Consider the following 16,681-nt stretch of genomic DNA (forward strand, 5'->3'; position numbering starts at 1 on the left):
CTAGGCCGACTGGGCGACCTGCACGGCGGTGAAGAGCAGACCCGCGGTCACCAGCCCGGTGACCAGCACGGTCACCGTCGACGCCGTGTCGAGCCCGGTCCCGCGCCGGTCACCGATCAGTTTCGCGGTGATCGCCGCCAGGATCGGGAAGAAGAGCAGCACCAGCAGGGCGACCACCGGCGCGGCCTGATGCCAGTCGCCGCCCGCGGCCTCCCCGGTCCGCCGGACCAGCAGGTTGCCGACCACCCCCAGCACCCCACCGATCAGCCCCAGGACACCGAAGAGGACTTTGGTGCCGAAGGTGATCGGCCGGGCCGGCGGGGTGTACTTGACCCGGTTCTCGACCTCGTCCAGGTAATCGCGGGCGGCGCGTTCCTCGGTCCGCTGACGGGGGATGCTGGCCGCCGGCAGGGTGCGCCCGTACCGTTCGGCGGCCGGGCCCACCCGGTGCACGAAGTCCGACCACAGCCCGGCCGCCCGCGCGTCCACCTGCTCCAGGTCACGTTGCGCGTCCCGGACCGCCCGGTCGGCCTCGGCCAGTTCCGCGGTGGCGTCCGCGACGGCCGTGTCGGCGGCGGCCACCCGTTCGGTGTACCAGCTCTCAGCCTCGGCCCGCAGACCGGCCGCCTTGTCGTCGAGAGTGGTCAGCCGGTGCAGCACCACCCGGTAGTCGGCGCGATCCAGGTCGGCCGGTTCCAGTTCACTCATGCGTTTCCATACGGGATGATCACTTCGGCGCCCCGATGCACCGAACGGTCGAAATGCAGGGCCCGCCACGGGCGCGGGTACCAGTTCGGCGCTCCCTGGCCCGGGTAGTACGGCGACAGCTCGCTGCCGTGCACGTCCAGGGCCACCCAGGCGCCGATCGAGTCGGTCCGGGACGCGGGCCCGCCCAGCGACTCCCGCAGCAGCGCGGCACCGCGCCACCAGCCCAGCACGTGCAGCCGCCGTTCCGGCCCCTGCTGCAGGATGGTCCGGAGCTGGTCGCCGGCCGCCTTGCCACCGGGCAGTGCGTCGGCCGCGTAGATCAGGATGAAGTGCGGCCGGTCCGCCGGCCAGGACGCGGTCGCCTCGGTGGCGGCGTCCTCCAGGAGCCAGTTCAGGCCCTCGGCGTCGTACCAGCCGCTGCCGGGGATCCGGGCGTGCAGCGCCTCGGCAGCGGCCCGCGCGTCCGGGTCCAGGCAGACCACCGAGAACCGGGCGCCGTCCGGGCCGAACTGGGCGGCCAGCGACCGGCCCGCGGTGGCCAGGATCGCGCAGGCCTCGTCCATCCGGGTGCCGATCACCGCCAGGTTGCGGCCGGGAGCGCGGCGCAGCACGGTCCGGGCCGACCGGGACTCCACGTCGATGGTCTCGCCGAGCAGGGCGATCGGCGCGGCCGGCGACTCGGTGGCCTGCATCTCCCGGAAGTCGGGGCTGTCGGCGAGTTTCGGGATCACGTCGCCGTCGAAGAGCCGCGGCGGCCCCTGCCCGTCCGGGCGGCGCCGCCACAGCCGGTGCTGCAGCGAACTCCACTGCTCCCGGTCCCCGGCGGCCGGCACCCGGACCACCCGGTTGGCCTCGACGGCACCGGAGTCGGCGTTGACCACCGCGTGGTAGCGCGGCAGCGAGTCGGCGGCCGCGTTCGTCTCGGCCAGCACCCGCCGGGCCCGGGGCAGCGCGATCCGCAGGCTGAACTGGGCGACCAGCGCGGGCCGCCCCCACAGCGCCTCGATGCCGGACACGTCCTGGCTGGCCAGGATCAGATGGATACCCTGCGAACGGCCCCGCCGGGCGAGGTCCTCGAGCAGGTCGACGGCCTCACCGGACACCGCGTCGCGCCCGGACAGCAGCACCTGGAACTCGTCGACGACCGCCACGATCCGCGGCCACGACCCGTCCGGGTCCTCGGCGCGCAACTCGGCCAGGTTCGTCACCTCGTGCTGTTTGGCCGCGTCGGCCCGGCGCCGCAACTCGCCGCCGAGGAACCGCAGCAGCGCCAGCCCGAACTCACGGTCGGTGTTGACGTTCACCCCGACCAGACGGACGTGCGGCAGCCAGCTCGGGTCCCGCCGCCCCGGCGCGAACCGGGCGAACGACACGCCCTCCTTGAAGTCGAGCAGGTAGAAGGCCAGTTCATCGGGGGAGTACCGGGCCGCTAGCGCGCCCATCCAGGCGTAGATGAAGTTGGTCTTGCCGGTTCCGGACGGCCCGGCGATCAGTGCGTGCGGCGGATAGTCGCTCAGCGTCACCATCACCCGTGGGCCCTGCGGGCTGTCGCCGAGCGGAGCGGTCACTCCGGTCGCCGAACTCTCCCGCCACTCCGATCCCGCCTCGGGCAGCAGGCTGTCCAGTGCCACCGGGGCCGGGCCCGCCGCGACGGCCTCCGCGATCCGGCGGCACGTCGCCGTCACCACGGACGGACCGGGAGCGGGATCCAGTTGTACGGGTAACGCGCCCGCGCTCTGGATCCGGGCGTCCGCACCGGGCGCCGCCAGCACGAACTCGATCCCCGGCCCGGTCGGCACCGGCAGCCCGCGGATCACCAGGTGCACCCCGCAGGCCGCGCCGGTCCGCAGCAGACGGTCCAGTTGGGACCGCTCGTGCCGGGACAGTTCCGGGCCGCCGAGCAGCACCGCCACCCGCCACGGTTCGGGCCGCCGCCGGGTGGCCAGGTGCAGCTCACGCAGCGAGCTGTACTCCCCGGCGAGGACCGTCTCGTTGATCCGCCGGACGTGCCCGACCAGGTCATCGAGCAGCTTGTCCAGTCCGCCCGGCCCGACGAAGGCGAGCACCCCGGCCGGGGCGAGCGGCGCGAACCCGGCCAGGCCGCCACCGAGGTTCTCCGGGTCGTACCCGACGATCTGGACCGCGCCCGGCACGCTGGTGCCCAGGGCCCGCAGCAGCAGCCCGGCCACCACCGCGTCGGCGGACCGGTGGTCGTCACCCTCGACCACGATGTGCCCGTGGTCCAGCAGTGCGACCAGGGCCGGCACCTCCGGAGGGGTGTCGTCGAGCCGTGGTTCCGGTGCGGCCTCGCCGGGGCGCGACGCCCAGGCCCCGGCCGCCCGGTCACCGCTGTCGTCGTCACCGGCCCGGGCCGGCACCGGGGCCTCCGGCAGGATCAGCCGGCCCACCCGTAGTTCCGCCGGGCGGTCCAGCGGGGTCGCCTCCCAGCGGTGCCAGGGTTCCCCGGCGGCACCCGGCGCGGCCCGGTCGGCGGCGGCCGCCGCGACTCCCACCAGGGCGGCCAGTTCGCCGTCGTGCCAGGCGGTGATCTCCACGGTGCGCCCGTCGCGGGCATCGGCCAGTTTCCGCTTACGGGCTTTCGCGGCAGCGGTCACCCGCCTGTACCGGGCCTCGGCCGCCTCCGCCGCGTCCTGCGCCCGGTGCAGGGCGATCTGTGCGGCGCCGAGCGCGTGGGACAGCCCGGCGCGGATCTCCATCACCCGGTTCTTGGTGGATTCAGGCATGACCCGCCGGCATCGTCGCAGTTGTCATTTCTTGTCCTCGGCCTGCTCCGGGCGGGGGCGGACCGGCTCCGGGGTGCTCGGATCCAGGGTGCCGGCGTCCCGGCCGAGCCGGGCCAGCAGCACCCCGGTCAGCACACTCGCGGTGACCGCGGTGTCGGCCGGGTGGCCGGCCGGCTGATCGCCGCGTTTCTGCTGCTGTTGCTGGACCGGCACCCGGCAGATCCGGTCCAGCAGGGTCTCCAGCACGTGCGGTTCGGTGCCCGGCAGCAGCGCTTTCACCCGGCCCTCGGCGGCGGTGCGCAGCCGGGGCACGTCCTCCGGCCGCGGGTCGTGGCCGAGCAGGTCACCGGCGAGCCGGTGCAGCACGGCCGGGGTGACCGCGGACAGACCCAGGCCGGTGGACGCGTTCACCCCGTGCAGCTCGCGGCCCAGCCGGGCCCGGTCACCGGCCCGCACCCCGGCGGCGACCCGGCGCAGCAGCTCGGAGGTGTCGCCCGGCTCCCCGGTCTTGCCGGCCTGCTCGCTGGACGGGGCCTCACCGGTCAGCTTGGCGACCCGCTGCTGCCACCACGGGCCGAGGGCCTCCGGTTTCTGCGGGGCGTCCGTCGGCTGCTCCGGGCGCGGCTGGTCGGTCTCGCGCCGCAGGGCGGTGCGCCACTCCTGGCCGGGCGCGGCACCCGGGGTGGCGCCGATGCCCAGCACCGCCAGGTAGCGCTCGATCGCGTCCTCACAGGCGCGCAGCGCGGCCGCGGCGTTCTCGGTGTGCTCGGTGGCGTGGCCGATGCGGACGACTCCGATGTCCTGGCTGGACTCCTCCTGGACCCAGCGGAGCAACTCGGCGGCGCTCCGGAGCTTGTTCATCGCGGCGGCCACCTCACCGGTGGGTAGACCGTCGGCGGCGGCGCGGAGCTGGGCGCCGAGATCCTGCAGCAGCGACATCGTGTCAGAGGTTCGCCGTGTAGTTGTGAGCCTGCTCGACCGCCGCCAGGGTCGCGGTGAACGAATCCTCCAGCTGCTGCTCGGCCTGCGACAGCGAGGCGTGTGCGGCTCCGACGGCGTCGCTGGCGCTGCCGTCGAGGGCGGCGGCGAGGCTCTGCTGGGCCTCGCCGATCTTCTCGCGCGCCGCCTGGATCGCCTGCTGCCCCTCCGTGACCTGCTGAAGCGCGGCCTCCACGGCAGCTCTGAGTTCGGCGACACTGGCCACCCGGGCAGCCTCCTGTGCGGGTTTACGACTTGCGGTCCCAGACTACCGCCCGGTTGTCGCCGGGGCGTCCTCCGGTGCCCTGTTTCGACGCACCGTGCCGACTGTGACACGACGCCCGTTTTCTCGGGGGACCCGACGATCCCCCTGGTGGAATCGTATCCGAAAATGATCCACTATGGACTCGCTAGTCCCCTCGGGGTCACCTGGTGCGGTAATGAACAGCGGCGCGGCGGAGTGACGGGCTCAGCGCGGAACCGCGGACGGGCCGCGCACCTCGGCGCCCAGGGCGGTCACCCGGTCCCGCAGGCCACGGTCGGCGGTGATCACGACCGTGCGCCGGGTGGGGGCCGTCACCCGTACCAAATCGACGATCTTGTCATCGCCGGAGCCGGTGGCGCGCTCGATCCGCACCCCACCGGGGCCCGGCGGGACGTCCCGGGCCCGGCCCTCGACCACCAGGACCACCTCGACCGGCGCCGCCAGGCCGGGCAGGCCCGCGGCGGGGACCACCGCCAGGTTGTCGCGGAGCCGTGCCGCCGCACCCGCCCGGTCGCGCCACCAGCCGTCCGGGACCGAACCGACGACGTTCGCCCCGTCGACGATCACGACCGGTGGGCCCGGGGTGGCCGGTTCCGGCTCCTGGAAGTCCGGCGTGAGGGAGGGTGGTTCCTGGGACACCGCCATGAAGTTGAGTGTAGTCGTGTCAACTTTTTTCGCGATCCGGGAATCGCCGGCGAGGTTCACACGCTGTTGACAACCAGGCGGCGCGAGTTTGCCGCCCAGGTTTCAGGAGAAGAGGAATCAATGAGCATCGGACCGTTCGGGCCGGCTGGGCCCGGTCAGTGGGACGACCTGTTCGCCCGCTTCTTCGGTGCGGCCGAGCCGCGCCGGTCGGCGCAGCGTTTCGACATCGCCCGTTACATGAGTAACGACGCCCGTCAGGTGCTCGGCGACGCCGCGCGCCGGGCCGCCGAAGTGGCCGGCGGGGGCCGCTCGCTCGCCGACCTCGACACCGACCACCTGCTCTGGGCGGTCCTGCAGCAGGAGCCGATGAAACAGACGGTCCGGCGTGCCGGTGCCGACCCGGACCGCCTGCTCGCCGAGATGGGCCGGCCCGAAGCCGCCGCCGGTGAACTGCCGGAGAGCATCGCGCTGACCCCGGCCGCCAAACGCGCGCTGCTGGACAGTCTGCAGATCTCCCGCGCGGTCGGCGCCTCCTACATCGGCCCCGAGCACATCCTGATGGCGCTCGGACTGAACACCGACTCCGCGGCCGGCCGTCTGCTGGCCGGCCGGATCGTCGACCCGCGGACCATGCCGCACCACAGTGAGCTGCCCAAACCCAACAGTGGCGGGCCGCACGCGCAGCTGGCGCCGACGCCCACGCTGGAGCAGTTCGGCGTGGACCTGACCGAGTCCGCCCGGCGCGGTGAGATCGACCCGGTGATCGGCCGGGCCGACGAGATCGAGCAGGCCGTCGAGATCCTGTCCCGGCGTACCAAGAACAATCCGGTCCTGATCGGTGAGGCCGGGGTCGGCAAGACCGCCGTGGTGGAGGGGCTGGCCCAGCGGATCGTCGACGGCGAGGTGCCGCTCACCCTGCAGGACAAGCGGGTCATTCAGCTCGACCTGGCCGGGCTGGTCGCGGGCACCAAGTACCGCGGCGACTTCGAGGAGCGCCTGAAGAAGGTGATCGAGGAGATCAAGGCGTCCGGCGACCAGCTGATCGTCTTCCTCGATGAGATCCACACCCTGGTCGGCGCGGGTGGCGGCGGTGAGGGCGGCGGCATGGACGCCGGCAACATGCTCAAACCGGCCCTGGCCCGCGGGCAGCTGCGGGTGATCGGCGCGACCACCCTGGACGAGTACCGCAAGCACATCGAGAAGGACGCGGCCCTGGCCCGGCGTTTCCAGCCGGTGGTGATCGGCGAGCCGAGCGTCGAGGACACCGTCGCGATCCTGCGGGGGTTGCGAGACAACTACGAGGCCCACCATCAGGTACGGATCACCGACGCCGCCCTGGACGCGGCGGCCGTGCTCTCCGACCGGTACATCACCGACCGTTTCCTGCCGGACAAGGCGATCGACCTGATCGACCAGGCCGGCGCCCGGGTCCGGCTGCGTACCAAGACCCCGGACGCCAACCGTCGCGAGATGAACCACCGTCTCGAACAACTGTCCCGCGACCGGGACCAGGCCGTTGCCGCCGAGCACTACGAGCAGGCGTCCGAACTGCGCGACCAGATCAACTCGCTGCGGCAACAACTCGCGGGGGGTCCCGCCGGAGCCGGGGTGCCGCAGGTGACCGAGGAGGAGATCGCCGAGGTCGTCTCCCGTGCCACCGGGATCCCGGTGGCCCAGCTCACCGAGGCCGAGCGGGACCGCCTGCTGCGTCTGGAGGAGCACCTGCACACGCACGTCATCGGACAGGACGACGCGGTCGAGGCCGTCGCCGAGGCGGTGCGCCGCTCCCGGGCCGGGCTCGGTGACCCGGACCGGCCGGTCGGCAGCTTCCTGTTCCTCGGCCCGACCGGAGTCGGCAAGACCGAACTGGCCCGTTCCCTGGCCGGGGCGCTGTTCGGCGACGCGGACCGGATGATCCGGCTCGACATGAGCGAGTTCCAGGAACGGCACACCGTGTCGCGGCTGGTCGGGGCGCCGCCCGGGTACGTCGGGTACGACGAGGCCGGGCAGCTCACCGAGGCGGTGCGGCGCCGGCCGTACAGCGTGGTGCTGCTCGACGAGATCGAGAAGGCCCACCCGGACGTCTTCAACATGCTGTTGCAGGTGCTCGACGACGGGCGGCTCACCGACAGCCAGGGGCGCACGGTCAGCTTCAAGAACACCGTGCTCATCATGACCAGCAACCTGGGGTCGGACCTGATCAGCGGCACCACCCGCAGCGTCGGCTTCGGCGGTTCCTCGTCACCGGACGACGACCTGCGGGCCCGGCTCGACAAGCGGCTCAAGGAGCAACTGCGGCCGGAGTTCATCAACCGGATCGACGAGATCATCATCTTCCGGCAACTGGAGAGCGACCAGCTCCACAAGATCACCGAGATGATGCTCGCCGACACCCGGCGCCGCCTGGACGCTCAGGACGTCAAGCTGGAGGTCACCCCGGAGGCGGTGGACTGGCTGTCCGAGCGGGGCTTCCAGCCAGAGTTCGGGGCCCGGCCGCTGCGCCGGACCATCCAGCGGGAGCTGGACAACCGGCTGTCGAAGATGCTGATCGCGGCGGATCTGGCACCGGGCCGGACGGTCCGGGTCGACGCCCGGGACGGCTCACTGGTCTTCGACGTCGCGATGTCGGCGGTCTGAGTCTTGTCGGCGGTCTGAGTTTGCAGGAGGGCGCCGGGCGGCGCCCTCCTGCTGTCAAGCGGCGGCGAGATGCTGCGGCTGGGAGCGGATCCACTCGGTGTACGGTCCGTTGCGCGCCAGAATGTCGATGTACGCCTCCTGCGCGTGATCCATCAACTTGGACGCGCTGCGGGCCGCCGGGGAGTCCGGATGCCAGCCCAGCACCAGCCGCCAGCGCAGCGGGGCGCCGCGCAGCGGACGGCTGACCAGCCCGGCCGGCGGCCGGAAGGTCGGCTGGCAGAGCCCGATGGCCAGGCCCAGCTCCACCATGTCGACGCAGTTGCGCACGTCCGACTCCAGCACCCGGCGCGGGGCGAACCCGGCACGGGCGCATGCTGCGGCGAAGCAGTCGGCGAAACAGCCGTCACCGGCGCCCGCCACCCACGCCTCGTCGGCCATCTCGGCCAGGTCCACCTCGATGTTCTTGGCCTGCGGGTGGTCCTCCTTCATCAGGACACAGACCGCGTCCACGCCGATGGTCTGCCAGACCAGGCCGTACTCCGCGGAGGGCAGGGCGTCGCCGCAGACACCCACCTGCGCGTAGTCCAGCTTGCCGGCCAGGACCATGCCGGCGATCTCGGAGATGTAGTACGACGCGTGCGTGGAGATCTGAGCATCCGGCTGGGCCTCGGACAGGCGGTGCACCAGATGAGCGACGACCGGGCCGCCGACGGCACCGATCCGGTACCGGCTCATCGTGTCCTGACCGCCACCGGCGGCCAGTCTGGCTGCTTCGTCCTGCAAGCCCTTCATCGCGGGCAGCAGCACCCTGGCGCGGGAGAGCACCAGTTCCCCCAGTGCCGTGGGGCGGGCGCCCCGGCGGTCACGGTCGAACAGCGGGCCACCCAGCGTGCGCTCGATCCGCTGAAGTTGTGCGGTGAGCGCAGGCTGGGCAAGGCCGAGTTGTGACGCGGCCTTGGTCACGCTGCCGGTCTCCGCGATGGCGCAGACCACCTTCAGATGCCGCAGCTCGAGGTTCATAGCGTGACGTTAGGACTAGAAAGGGATCGAACGCTAGTCCACGAGACATGGAATGATCGGCATCCTGTGACAAACGTATGAACGAACAGGACGTACGTTACTTGCCGCTAGTAACCGGCATTTAGTTACAGATCTCGCATGTATGTCTTGCGGGCGGTGACCGCGTCCCGAACCTTGTCGAGTACCCCGACCAGCGGATCGACCACCTTGTTCCAGGGCGGTGTGGCCGGTGTCGACGGGTGCGGGCGGGTCGGCGCGGCCTCCTCGGCCATCTCGAAACGATTCCCGAGCCGGATCAGATCGTCAGCCGACGCCATCCGCTCCAGCAGAGGCAACAGCTCCTCGGCGTCCGCCGCGACGTGCCGGCGGATCGACTCGGTGATCTTCGTCGCGTCCGAGCCGCGTTCCAGGCCGCCGAGTGACTTCAGCAACTCCTGGTCCTCGGCCAGCTCGCGGTCGGCGATCCGGTCGCCGTCCGGCACCACGATCCGGACCGCGGGATAGAGGTACTGCTCCTCGGCGCACAGGTGCCGGGAGAGAGTGGCCACCAGAACCGAGGCGACCTGACGGTCATCCGGGGCGGTGGACAGCCGGTCAGCCAGGGCGATGATCTCCCGGTGCTGTTCGGCGACGACGTCGACGATGCTGCGCCCCGAGATCTCGCCGCCGACCGGCGGCAGCGGGGGAAGGTTCACGTCAGAAGACACGGCCGTCCCGGTACCCTGCACCGGCCCGCCCACAAACCCCCTTTACAAGATGCTGATAAGAATGGCCAATGACGACCACCGCCGAGAACGAGGTCGTGGACCTGTGCCGCGACCTGCTCCGCATCGACACCACCAACACCGGCGACCCGCTGACGACCGTGGGGGAGCGGGCCGCCGCCGAGTACGTCGCGGAGAAACTGGGCGAGGTCGGCGTCACGTCCCGGCTGCTCGAATCGGCTCCCGGGCGCGCCAACCTGATCGCCCGCATCCCCGGCGCCGACTCCAGCCGGGGCGCGCTCCTGGTCCACGGGCACCTCGACGTGGTGCCGGCCGACGCCAGCGAGTGGTCGGTGCACCCGTTCGCCGGTGAGGAGAAGGACGGCTACCTGTGGGGCCGCGGCGCCGTCGACATGAAGGACTTCGACGCGATGGTGCTCGCCACCGTCCGGGAGTGGCAGCGGACCGGCTACACCCCGCCGCGTGACATCGTGCTGGCGTACACCGCCGACGAGGAAGCCGGCATGGAGTTCGGCTCCCAATGGCTGGTGCAGAACCACGCCGACCTGTTCGAGGGGTGCACCGAGGCCATCGGTGAGGTCGGCGGTTACTCGTACACGGTCAATGACGATCTTCGTCTTTATCTCGTCCAGACCGCCGAGAAGGGGCTCGACTGGCTGCGGCTGCACGCCACCGGCCGGCCCGGCCACGGCTCGTTCATCCACGACGACAACGCCGTCACCGCCCTCGCCGAAGCCGTCGCGCGGATCGGTCGGCACCGCTTCCCGACCGTCGTCACCCCGACCGTGCGGGCCTTCCTGGAACAGGTCAGCGACGCGCTGGAGATCGACCTCGACCCGGAACAGCCGGAACTCGCGGTTTCCAAGCTGGGCCCGATCGCCAACCTGATCGGCGCCACCCTGCGCAACACCGCCAACCCGACCCGGCTCGCCGCCGGTTACAAGGACAACGTCATCCCGGGCAAGGCGTCGGCCACCATCGACTGCCGGACCCTGCCCGGACACGCCGACGCGTTCCTGCGCGAGCTGCGGGACGTGATCGGGCCGGACATCGACATCGAGCACGTGCACCAGCAGCCCGCCGTGGAGACCGCCTTCGACGGTGACCTGGTCGCCGCGATGGGCGACGCGCTGCGGGCCGAGGACCCCGGAGCGCGTACGGTGCCGTACCTGATGTCCGGTGGCACCGACGCCAAGGCCTTCTCCACCCTCGGCATCCGCTGCTTCGGCTTCGCGCCGCTGCGGCTCCCGCCCGACCTCAACTTCAGTGCGCTCTTCCACGGCATCGACGAGCGAGTTCCGGTGGAGGGACTAAAGTTCGGCGTGCGTGTGCTCGACCGTTTGCTCCGAAACAGCTGAATTCTCGGAAGGACCCCCATCCCATGACCGACCAGAACGCCGAACTCGATGTCGCCCTGGACCGGGTGATCGAGGCGACGCGGGCGCACCTCGCGGCCGTCAAGGCGGCTGCCGGCCGCATCGACGACGACGACGTCTGGCAGGCGTACGTCGACCTGAACAACGCCTCGTACGCGTACGACGAGAAGCTGCTCGACGCTTACGGCGAGGTCACGCCGTGGGACGTCGAGGCGATCGACCCCGACGAGGCGGACCGTCGTTTCGGCCAGGTCTCCGAGGACGGCGCCGCCGCCGGTGCCGACCCGTACAAGCAGGTCGTCTCGGTCCGTCAGCGCCGCGACTACCGGGTCCCCAGCGTCTCCGCCCTGCTGCGGGTCGCCGAGACCGCACGCCGCAGCTCGGTCCCCGACGACGAGGACGCCGGCCCGGTCGAGTCGGTCGGTGAGGCCGTGCTCGAACTGCTGCAGGCCGGCGACGGCTCGCTGGCCTCCCTGGACGTGCCCGAGCTGGAGCCGCTCGACGGTCTGCTCACGGTGACCGAGGTCGCCGAGCCGCTGGACCTGGAGGCCTTCGACGACGCGGACGGCTCCGGCCCGTTCGCCCCCGTCGAGACCGACCTGCTGGTCGGCCGTCTCGACGAGCACCCCTTCATGCCCGACGACGACGACGATCACGACCACGATCACGACCACGCCGGGCACCAGCACTGAGCACCGGGCCCGTCCGCTTCGCGCGGGCGGGCCTCCTCAGCGCCGCGGTCAGTAACTGAAGTGACGCGGTCAGTAACTGAGGCCGGGCTGCGGCGTCGTCTGCACCCGGCGGCGGAGCATGACCTTGCGCGTGCCGTCGGCATAGAGCTGAACCCGGGCCAGCTCCCACCCGGAGAACTCCGCCTGAATGGCGAGCTGAGCCGCGGCCGCAAGCCGATCGACATTCGAAGGCAGCCGCAGGGGCGCGTATTCGTAGTCCATGAGATCTAATATGCGCCAGCCGTCCGCCGGGAGACCAGACCTGCTTCGTCACCCGGAGCCGTTCACGGCGCGAACTGGACCATCTCCCGCACCCACTGCACGCCGAGGCTGAGAACGACGAACAGCACCACCGTGGCCATCCGGCACCACGGAAAGCTGTCGAGCTCGCGGTCGGCCGCGATGGAGACTCCGATCCCCACACAGCTGACCAGCATGAGGCACATGAACAGGGTTAGGGCGTGCCATGCGGTGTTGTCGACGGTGGACCACAGCAGGTAGGCGCCACCCACCGTCGCCATCAGGAAGACACCGGGAAGGACGATGAACGGCGAGGCGATCTGCAACCGAAGCCAGGTACTCACGACGCGGCACCCACGCCCTCGCCCGACGCACTGCGAAGACGGGCGGCACCTTCCTCGATCGCCGCGAGTCGTTCCGAGGACATCCGGCTCAGTTCCGCCCGCCCCTTCTCGACCGCCTCGGTCAGGCCTTCCTCGAGCCAGCTGCTGCGGAGAAGCTCCCGACTAGGCGACCCGCCGTCCAGCAATCCCTTGGCGAGCGCGCCGATCGGATCGTCGTCCCCTCGCTCCTGGGCGAGGTGCCGCAGTAGCGCCTCGGCCACCGGGGCGTCGGTGATCCCGCCGCTCATCGTTTGGTCCTTCCCGTCTTGGTCAGTTTCCGGCAATCCGGTACGGCTCGATACTCGGCAGCTCCGTGAGGTCGGCAGACGCCTTGAGCGCGGCCATGGACCCGCCGATCGCCTTCAGTGCGTTCTCGGCGTGGGTGGAGGCGTTCGACATCTCCTGGTAGAGGTCGACCGCGTAGACGGCGTAGCTCAACGCCACCGAATAGCCGATCACGGACCCGGCCAGTGTGGCGATCATGGCGGTTCCGCTGGCGCGGCCGATGCTCACCCCCAGCAGTGCATCGACCATCTTGACGATGAACCCGCTGATCACATCGTAGAAGTTCTTCACGCATTCGGCCGACTCCCGGTACAGGGTGTTGAAGGTGTCCCCGAGCTGCTGGAGCGATCTCGCTGCGACGGCGAGTCTCAGTTCGTACTCCTGGAAGTTCTCGGCCGCGTTGCCCCGCCACACCGACGGCACCGCGACAGCTCCGGCGGCCAGGTTGTCACCGATGGAACCGGCGGCGGCACCCGCGTTCGCCATGGCGACCCCGGCCAGGATGTACGAGTCCCAGTCGCCGGCGAACCACTCCGTCCACAGTTCGAACGGGTCGTGATGGAAGACCCAGATCGCCGCCTGCCGCAGATAGGCGAACGGGCTGATCAGGTCGACCATCGGATTGAAGGACCAGAATTCGGCCTGCGGATCCCGGGGTGTCACCAGGCGATCGACCGGCTCGCCGACGTCCGAGAACGGGGAATGGCCGGCCGGTAGCCGCAGACGCTCCTGGGTCAGGGTGTTCGCCAGGATGTCAGGGTCCGCCGCGCCCCGGCCGCGTGACGTCCAGGTCGCGGGCGGCTCGCAGCTCCTCCCGCGAGTATTCGACCTGTGCGATGTTGACTTGAGTGGCCGCATTCCGGGTCAGCCCCCGAAAGCGGGACAGCGCCGTGGTCATCTCGTGGTAGGCGACCTCGTGCGGCGTGAAAGCCTGAGTGAAAAGGCCCTGTTGAACCCGGCTCAGGTTGCCATGCCGCCCGATGTAGGCCGACATGTCCTCTCCCTCTTCACGAACCGCCGTCACGATGACGTACCGCCGTGCCGGTCGTGGGGTTCAGCCCTCCGGGTAGTTGGAGCCCTCGCGTTCCGGGTAGCCGACCTCGATCGCCGACACGTCCTCCAACGCCATCGCGATCTCCATCGGCAGCGTCAGCTGTTCGGAGCGCAGCGCGCCCTGCAACTGCCCGGCCGTGCGGGCGCCCAGCACCGCCGCTGCCACCCCGGGCCGGTCGCGGATCCAGGACAGGGCCACCTCCACCGGGGCCACCCCGAGTCCGGCGGCGGCGATCACCACCGCCTCGACGATGCTGGAGCTGCGCGGTTCCAGGTAGGTGCGGGCGAACGCCCCCATGTGCTCGGACGCGGCCCGGGAATCCACCGGCCGCCCGTTGCGGTATTTGCCGGTGAGCACGCCCCGCCCGAGCGGCGACCAGGCCAGCACGCCGAAGCCGAGGGCTGCCGCGGACGGCAGGATCTCCCGTTCGATGCCGCGTTCGAGTAGCGAGTATTCCATCTGGGCGGCCACGATCGGGGCCCGTCCGGGGTAGGCGGCCTGCCAGGTGGCGGCTCGGGCGGTCTGCCAGGCGGCGAAGTTGGAGACACCGCCGTAGCGGACCTTGCCACTGGCGACGGCATGATCGAGAGCGGACAGGGTCTCCTCGAACGGGGTCTGCGCGTCATACCCGTGGATCTGCCACAGGTCGACGTAGTCGGTGCCGAGCCGTCGCAACGACGCGTCGAGGGATCGCAGCAGGTTGCCGCGGGAGGCGTCGCGGTGCCGGTAGCCGTGCGGGGTGAGGCCGGCTTTGGTGGCGATCACCACTTCGTCGCGGGGGACCAGGTGGTCGAGCAGCGAGCCGATCACCGCTTCGGCGTCGCCGTCCCCGTACACGTCGGCGGTGTCGATCAGCGTGCCGCCGGCCTCCAGGAAGATCTTCAGCTGGTCCGCCGCGTCGTCGGGGTCGGTGTCCCGGCCCCAGGTCATGGTGCCGAGTGCGAGCCGGGAAACCGCCAGCCCGCTGCGGCCGAGCGGTCGCTGATGCATGAGTGAACCTTATTCAGACTCCCTGCTCAGCGAAATGCCGCGGCGTCTGCCGGGTGGGTCGGTTACCGGACCGAAACACCTCAGTAGGCTTGCCAGCGGACAATCCAAGATCTCGGGAGGGCCAGTGCGCCTCGGACTCAGCCTCGGCTATCAGACGGCGTGGAGCACCCCCGCCGATCATCTCGCGATGGCGCGGGAGGCGGACCGGCTCGGCTACGCGGTGGTCTGGGCGGCGGAGGCGTACGGCTCGGACACCGTCAGCATGCTGGCCTGGATCGCCGGCCAGACCGAACGGATCGACCTCGGCGCCGCGGTCATGCAGATCCCGGCGCGGACTCCGGCGATGACGGCGATGACCGCCGCGACCCTGGACACGCTCTCCGGCAAGCGGTTCCGGCTGGGCCTCGGCGTGTCGGGACCCCAGGTCTCCGAGGGGTGGCACGGGGTGCGGTTCGCCAAACCCCTTGCTCGTACGAGGGAGTACGTCGACGTGGTCCGCATGGCACTGTCGCGTCAGGCGGTGTCCTACTCCGGCGAGTTCCACGAGCTGCCGCTCCCGGGCGGGGCCGGCAAGCCGCTGAAACTGGGCTTCCGTCCCGCTCGTACCGACATCCCGGTCTATCTCGCCGCCGTCGGCCCGAAGAACCTGGAGCTGGCCGGGGAGATCGCCGACGGCTGGCTGGGCATCTTCGTGGCGCCGGACGCCGCCGCCGACCAGTTGCGCCACATCGCGACCGGCCGGGCGAAACGGGGCCTCGGGCTGGACGGGTTCGACGTGGTCGCCTCGGTGCCGGTGGTGCTCGGCGACGATCTGGACGCGTGCGCCGACGTGGTCCGGCCGTACGCCGCTCTCTATGTCGGTGGCATGGGCAGCCGCGAGCAGAACTTCTACAACGGCATCGCGGTCCGGATGGGCTATCCGGACGAGGCCAAGCTGGTCCAGGACCTCTACCTGTCGCGTCAGCCGCGTGAGGCGGCCGCGGCGGTGCCTCGCGAGTTCATCGAGAGAACCTCCCTGATCGGTACGCGGGACCAGATCACCGAGCGCATCAGGGAGTACGCGGCGGCCGGCGTCGGCACTCTGTCGATCAGCCCGTACGTCGGTGACCTGCAGAGCGGCCTGGAGACGCTGCGCGTGGTCGCCGAGGCGTTCGCCGACTCGGGTGTGGCGAGCTGATGGCCACCGTCCTGTTGATGCGCCACGGGCGTACCACCGCGAACGCCTCCGGCGGGCTCGCCGGCCGGCAACCGGTCGAACTCGACGACACCGGCCGCGGCCAGGCCACCCGAGCCGGTGAACGACTGCGGGTCCTGCCCCTGGCAGCGGTGGTCAGCAGCCCGCTGATCCGCTGCCGGCAGACCCTGGACCTGGCCCTGCCCGGCACCGAACCGGTCCTGGAGGACGGGCTGATCGAGTGCGGGTACGGGGACTGGGAGGGCCGCCCGCTCAAGGAGCTGGCCAAGGAACCGCTCTGGCCGGTCGTGCAGCAGCACCCCAGTGCCGCGGTCTTCCCCAACGGGGAGGCGATGGCCGACATGTCCGCGCGTGCGATCGCCGCGGTCCGGTTCTGGGACGCGAAGGTGACGGCCGAGCACGGGGACGGCGCGATCTGGCTGGCGTGCAGCCACGGTGACGTGATCAAGGCCATCGTCGCCGACGCGCTCGGGCTGCACCTCGACCAGTTCCAGCGGATCGTCGCCGACCCGGCATCGATCACCGTGATCCGGTACACCCCGACCAGACCGTTCGTGGTCAGGGTCAACGAGACCGGTGAGCTGGCCTCGCTCGTGCCGCCGAAAAGTGATGCCGGGGGCAGTGACGCGGCGGTCGGTGGCGGCGCCGGCGGTGGCTCCTGACAACGCAGTGTGATCGGTGGATCGTCGCTGCGTATACCCCGTT

The 16,681-nt window shown here is 71.0% G+C and carries 18 protein-coding genes; 5 read left to right on the forward strand and 13 right to left on the reverse strand.

All coding sequences use genetic code 11. The features are described 5' to 3' along the window. The 5 genes from BLU81_RS00835 to BLU81_RS00855 form a co-directional block, all read right to left on the reverse strand. A complete protein-coding gene (locus BLU81_RS00835; RefSeq protein ID WP_092540686.1) occupies nucleotides 1-708 on the reverse strand; it encodes a hypothetical protein in 708 nt (235 codons plus the stop codon). After that, nucleotides 705-3,425 carry an FtsK/SpoIIIE domain-containing protein gene (locus BLU81_RS00840; protein ID WP_407923897.1) on the reverse strand — a complete coding sequence of 907 codons (2,721 nt, stop codon included), beginning with the start codon at nucleotides 3,423-3,425 and terminating at the stop codon, nucleotides 705-707. Before BLU81_RS00840 ends, BLU81_RS00835 begins: the two co-directional genes overlap by 4 nt. A gap of 51 nt (nucleotides 3,426-3,476) precedes the next feature. Continuing rightward, complete coding sequence (locus BLU81_RS00845) at nucleotides 3,477-4,391, reverse strand: hypothetical protein (protein ID WP_092540690.1); 915 nt, start codon at nucleotides 4,389-4,391, stop codon at nucleotides 3,477-3,479. A gap of 4 nt (nucleotides 4,392-4,395) precedes the next feature. Continuing rightward, nucleotides 4,396-4,656, reverse strand: a complete 261-nt coding sequence (locus tag BLU81_RS00850) for a hypothetical protein (protein ID WP_092540692.1) — start codon at nucleotides 4,654-4,656, stop codon at nucleotides 4,396-4,398. 243 nt (nucleotides 4,657-4,899) lie between these two features. Then, nucleotides 4,900-5,340 (reverse strand): hypothetical protein, encoded by a 441-nt coding sequence (locus BLU81_RS00855; RefSeq protein WP_231953937.1) that lies wholly within the window; start codon nucleotides 5,338-5,340, stop codon nucleotides 4,900-4,902. A gap of 120 nt (nucleotides 5,341-5,460) precedes the next feature. On the opposite strand from BLU81_RS00855, the gene BLU81_RS00860 reads away from it, so the two are divergent. Beyond that, nucleotides 5,461-7,977 (forward strand): ATP-dependent Clp protease ATP-binding subunit, encoded by a 2,517-nt coding sequence (locus tag BLU81_RS00860; protein ID WP_092540694.1) that lies wholly within the window; start codon nucleotides 5,461-5,463, stop codon nucleotides 7,975-7,977. A gap of 54 nt (nucleotides 7,978-8,031) precedes the next feature. On the opposite strand, the gene BLU81_RS00865 is transcribed toward BLU81_RS00860, so the two are convergent. Both BLU81_RS00865 and BLU81_RS00870 read right to left on the reverse strand, forming a co-directional pair. Then, complete coding sequence (locus BLU81_RS00865) at nucleotides 8,032-8,997, reverse strand: LysR family transcriptional regulator (protein ID WP_092540695.1); 966 nt, start codon at nucleotides 8,995-8,997, stop codon at nucleotides 8,032-8,034. 125 nt (nucleotides 8,998-9,122) lie between these two features. Next, the gene (locus tag BLU81_RS00870) at nucleotides 9,123-9,704 is read right to left on the reverse strand and encodes a hemerythrin domain-containing protein (RefSeq protein ID WP_231953944.1); all 582 of its coding nucleotides are present in this window, start codon (nucleotides 9,702-9,704) and stop codon (nucleotides 9,123-9,125) included. Between the two features lie 68 nt (nucleotides 9,705-9,772). On the opposite strand from BLU81_RS00870, the gene BLU81_RS00875 reads away from it, so the two are divergent. After that, on the forward strand, nucleotides 9,773-11,080 hold the full coding sequence (locus BLU81_RS00875; RefSeq protein ID WP_092540697.1) for a M20/M25/M40 family metallo-hydrolase: 1,308 nt from the start codon (nucleotides 9,773-9,775) through the stop codon (nucleotides 11,078-11,080). 23 nt (nucleotides 11,081-11,103) lie between these two features. Then, the gene (locus BLU81_RS00880; protein ID WP_092540698.1) at nucleotides 11,104-11,790 is read left to right on the forward strand and encodes a hypothetical protein; all 687 of its coding nucleotides are present in this window, start codon (nucleotides 11,104-11,106) and stop codon (nucleotides 11,788-11,790) included. Nucleotides 11,791-11,859: 69 nt separating this feature from the next. Here BLU81_RS00880 and BLU81_RS00885 read toward each other — a convergent pair whose 3' ends face one another. The 6 genes from BLU81_RS00885 to BLU81_RS00910 all read right to left on the reverse strand — a co-directional run bounded on the left by BLU81_RS00885 (nucleotide 11,860) and on the right by BLU81_RS00910 (nucleotide 14,781). Beyond that, a complete protein-coding gene (locus tag BLU81_RS00885; RefSeq protein WP_092540699.1) occupies nucleotides 11,860-12,051 on the reverse strand; it encodes a DUF5703 family protein in 192 nt (63 codons plus the stop codon). Between the two features lie 62 nt (nucleotides 12,052-12,113). Then, the gene (locus BLU81_RS00890) at nucleotides 12,114-12,413 is read right to left on the reverse strand and encodes a hypothetical protein (protein WP_092540700.1); all 300 of its coding nucleotides are present in this window, start codon (nucleotides 12,411-12,413) and stop codon (nucleotides 12,114-12,116) included. Continuing rightward, nucleotides 12,410-12,700, reverse strand: a complete 291-nt coding sequence (locus tag BLU81_RS00895; RefSeq protein ID WP_092540701.1) for a hypothetical protein — start codon at nucleotides 12,698-12,700, stop codon at nucleotides 12,410-12,412. Before BLU81_RS00895 ends, BLU81_RS00890 begins: the two co-directional genes overlap by 4 nt. Nucleotides 12,701-12,722: 22 nt before the next feature. Continuing rightward, the gene (locus BLU81_RS00900; protein WP_092540702.1) at nucleotides 12,723-13,400 is read right to left on the reverse strand and encodes a hypothetical protein; all 678 of its coding nucleotides are present in this window, start codon (nucleotides 13,398-13,400) and stop codon (nucleotides 12,723-12,725) included. Nucleotides 13,401-13,491: 91 nt separating this feature from the next. Further along, nucleotides 13,492-13,731, reverse strand: coding sequence for a hypothetical protein (locus BLU81_RS00905; RefSeq protein WP_157751069.1), 240 nt, complete (start codon nucleotides 13,729-13,731; stop codon nucleotides 13,492-13,494). Nucleotides 13,732-13,791: 60 nt separating this feature from the next. Then, complete coding sequence (locus BLU81_RS00910; protein ID WP_092540705.1) at nucleotides 13,792-14,781, reverse strand: aldo/keto reductase; 990 nt, start codon at nucleotides 14,779-14,781, stop codon at nucleotides 13,792-13,794. A gap of 124 nt (nucleotides 14,782-14,905) precedes the next feature. Between BLU81_RS00910 and BLU81_RS00915 the strand changes: the two genes are divergently transcribed. Continuing rightward, nucleotides 14,906-15,958 (forward strand): LLM class F420-dependent oxidoreductase, encoded by a 1,053-nt coding sequence (locus tag BLU81_RS00915; RefSeq protein ID WP_092540707.1) that lies wholly within the window; start codon nucleotides 14,906-14,908, stop codon nucleotides 15,956-15,958. Next, nucleotides 15,958-16,638, forward strand: a complete 681-nt coding sequence (locus BLU81_RS00920) for a histidine phosphatase family protein (RefSeq protein ID WP_092540708.1) — start codon at nucleotides 15,958-15,960, stop codon at nucleotides 16,636-16,638. The genes BLU81_RS00915 and BLU81_RS00920 overlap by 1 nt, the downstream gene beginning before the upstream one ends. The last annotated feature ends 43 nt before the right edge of the window (nucleotides 16,639-16,681 follow it).

The sequence above is a fragment of the Actinoplanes derwentensis genome (genome assembly GCF_900104725.1).
Lineage (GTDB): Bacteria > Actinomycetota > Actinomycetes > Mycobacteriales > Micromonosporaceae > Actinoplanes > Actinoplanes derwentensis.